This is a genomic window from Thomasclavelia cocleata (genome assembly GCF_900102365.1).
In the GTDB taxonomy this organism is placed as follows: Bacteria; Bacillota_I; Bacilli_A; order Erysipelotrichales; family Coprobacillaceae; genus Thomasclavelia; species Thomasclavelia cocleata.
This window is the reverse complement of the sequence record NZ_FOIN01000080.1, coordinates 1-3,444: the sequence shown is the minus strand read 5'-3', so window position 1 is coordinate 3,444 and position 3,444 is coordinate 1. Positions and strand designations below refer to the sequence as shown.

Sequence of the window (3,444 nt, the reverse complement as noted above, 5' to 3'; positions counted from 1 at the left end):
CTGTCAGCTACCTCGCTTGCACCTGCTATTCCAGCAGCAGGATCCGCTAGCCTTCTCCGTCACTCCTTCATTCATACCGTAAGTACAGGAATCTCTACCTGTTGTCCATCGACTACGCCTCTCGGCCTCGCCTTAGGTCCCGACTTACCCAGAGCGGACGAACCTTCCTCTGGAAACCTTGGGTTTTCGGTGCGCGGGATTCTCACCCGCGTTCCGCTACTCACACCGGCATTCTCTCTTCTATGCTCTCCACGGCTCCTTCCGGTACCGCTTCTCTGTACATAGAACGCTCCCCTACCACTCACGCATCTGCGTAAATCCATAGCTTCGGTAATATACTTAGCCCCGGTAAATTATCGGCGCAGAGTCATTCGACTAGTGAGCTGTTACGCACTCTTTAAAGGATGGCTGCTTCTGAGCCAACCTCCTAGTTGTCTGGACATCTCCACATCCTTTTCCACTTAGTATATATTTTGGGACCTTAGCTGATGGTCTGGGCTGTTTCCCTTTTGACAATGGACCTTATCACCCACTGTCTGACTGCCGAGTATATCTTTGTGACATTCGGAGTTTGATTATATTCAGTACCCCGGGATGGGGCCATCACATATTCAGTGCTCTACCTTCACACGACTTTACCTCGACGCTAGCCCTAAAGCTATTTCGGGGAGAACCAGCTATCTCCGAGTTCGATTGGAATTTCACCCCTAGCCACAACTCATCCGCCAACGTTTCAACGGGGGTCGGTTCGGTCCTCCATCGGGTTTTACCCCAACTTCAACCTGGTCATGGCTAGATCACTCGGTTTCGGGTCTACGACATGCAACTTTCGCCCTATTAAGACTCGCTTTCGCTTCGGCTCCGCATATCCTGCTTAACCTCGCTCCATATCGTAACTCGCCGGTTCATTCTACAAAAGGCACGCTATCACCCTTTAACGGGCTCTAACTTCTTGTAAGCATATGGTTTCAGGTTCTTTTTCACTCCCCTCCCGGGGTTCTTTTCACCTTTCCCTCACGGTACTGGTTCACTATCGGTCACAGAGGAGTATTTAGCCTTACCAGATGGTCCTGGTGGATTCCGACAGGATTCCTCGTGTCCCGCCGTACTCAGGTGCTGTCTCAAGCTTCTTCACTATTTCGGCTACGGGGCTCTCACCCTGTTTCGCCGGACTTCCCATTCCGTTCGCCTATAATGTCTTCTTGCTCTTTTTCGACAGTCCTACAACCCCGATCCTCAGATCGGTTTGGGCTCCTCCCCTTTCGCTCGCCGCTACTTAGGGAATCATTCGTTTATTTTCTCTTCCTTCAGGTACTTAGATGTTTCAGTTCCCTGAGTCTCGCCTCTCTGAAGCTATTTATTCACTTCAGGATACCTGGTCTCTACTCCAGGTGGGTTCCCCCATTCGGACATCGACGGATCTCTGCATGCTTACTGCTGACCGTCGCATTTCGCTGTTTGCTGCGTCCTTCTTCGCCTCTCTGTGCCTAGGCATCCGCCATACGCTCTTTCTTACTTTACCTATTTTGGTGTCTGCTTGATTACTATTTTCAACTATTTACTAAAATACTTCCATCCGTTTCGATTTCTGTTTTTTAGTGATGAAAATTCTTAGTTTTCGACTTTTCTAGAAAGACCTCAATAATAACATTTACTATTTCGATCTCTTTTTCTATTTCTATCGCAATTTATTTTCTATTATCCAGTTTTCAATGATCTCCGAGTCATACCTGAGTATCACTCAAAACTAAACAGTATCTTCGAAACATCACTTCTCTTCTGCATCATCTTCGATAATGCCTTTCTCCTTAGAAAGGAGGTGATCCATCCCCACGTTCCCGTAGGGATACCTTGTTACGACTTCACCCCAATCATCAATCCCACCTTAGACAGCTCCTTCCTTTCGGTTAGGCCACCGGCTTCGGGTGTTATCAACTCTCATGGTGTGACGGGCGGTGTGTACAAGGCCCGAGAACGTATTCACCGCGACATGCTGATTCGCGATTACTAGCGATTCCAACTTCATGTAGTCGAGTTGCAGACTACAATCCGAACTGAGAATGGTTTTATGGGTTTTGCTTCGCCTCGCGGCTTCGCTTCCCTCTGCACCATCCATTGTAGCACGTGTGTAGCCCAGGTCATAAGGGGCATGATGATTTGACGTCATCCCCGCCTTCCTCCAGCTTGTCACTGGCAGTCTCGCTAGAGTCCCCAACTTAATGATGGTAACTAACGATAAGGGTTGCGCTCGTTGCGGGACTTAACCCAACATCTCACGACACGAGCTGACGACAACCATGCACCACCTGTATCTCATATAACTATCTATCCATCTCTGGATCCTTTATGAGTATGTCAAGACCTGGTAAGGTTCTTCGCGTTGCTTCGAATTAAACCACATGCTCCACCGCTTGTGCGGGCCCCCGTCAATTCCTTTGAGTTTCATTCTTGCGAACGTACTACTCAGGCGGAGTACTTACTGCGTTAACTGCAGCACTGAAATTTGACTTCCAACACTTAGTACTCATCGTTTACGGCGTGGACTACTAGGGTATCTAATCCTATTTGCTCCCCACGCTTTCGGGACTGAGCGTCAGTTACAGGCCAGATCGTCGCCTTCGCCACTGGTGTTCCTCCATATATCTACGCATTTCACCGCTACACATGGAATTCCACGATCCTCTCCTGCACTCTAGCTGCCTGGTTTCTATGGCTTACTGAAGTTAAGCTTCAGTCTTTCACCACAGACCTTTGCTGCCGCCTGCTCCCTCTTTACGCCCAATAATTCCGGATAACGCTTGCCACCTACGTATTACCGCGGCTGCTGGCACGTAGTTAGCCGTGGCTTTCTCATAAAGTACCGTCACTCGGATGTCATTTCCTCCATCCGCCTTTCTTCCTTTATAACAGAAGTTTACAGAACGAATTCCTTCTTCCTTCACGCGGCGTTGCTCGGTCAGGGTTCCCCCCATTGCCGAAAATTCCCTACTGCTGCCTCCCGTAGGAGTCTGGGCCGTGTCTCAGTCCCAGTGTGGCCGGTCACCCTCTCAGGTCGGCTACGCATCGTCGCCTTGGTGAGCCGTTACCTCACCAACCAGCTAATGCGCCATAAGTCCATCCTCTACCAGTGCCTTGCAGCACTTTTAATACGGTCACCATGCAGTGTCCCTACCTATGCGGTCTTAGCTACCGTTTCCAGCAGTTATCCCCCTGTAAAGGCCAGGTTACTTATGTATTACTCACCCGTTCGCCACTCGGGCACAAGTGCCCGCGTTCGACTTGCATGTATTAGGCACGCCGCCAGCGTTCATCCTGAGCCAGGATCAAACTCTCCATTGTTTTATCTTTCAAACAACTCTTCGTTTGTTTAGCTCTTCTTTTTCTTTTCTATCCTTCCGGATATTGACGTGTGTTTCTTAATTCTGTTTAGTTTTCAATGATCTC

2 rRNA genes are annotated in these 3,444 nt (G+C 49.1%); both read right to left on the bottom strand.

Features of this window, described 5'->3' with window-relative positions:
* A 23S ribosomal RNA gene (locus BMW96_RS14415) occupies nt 1–1,522 on the bottom strand; the annotation flags it as partial.
* 290 nt (nt 1,523–1,812) lie between these two features.
* Nucleotides 1,813–3,339, bottom strand: a 16S ribosomal RNA gene (locus BMW96_RS13745).
* Between the last annotated feature and the right edge of the window lie 105 nt (nt 3,340–3,444).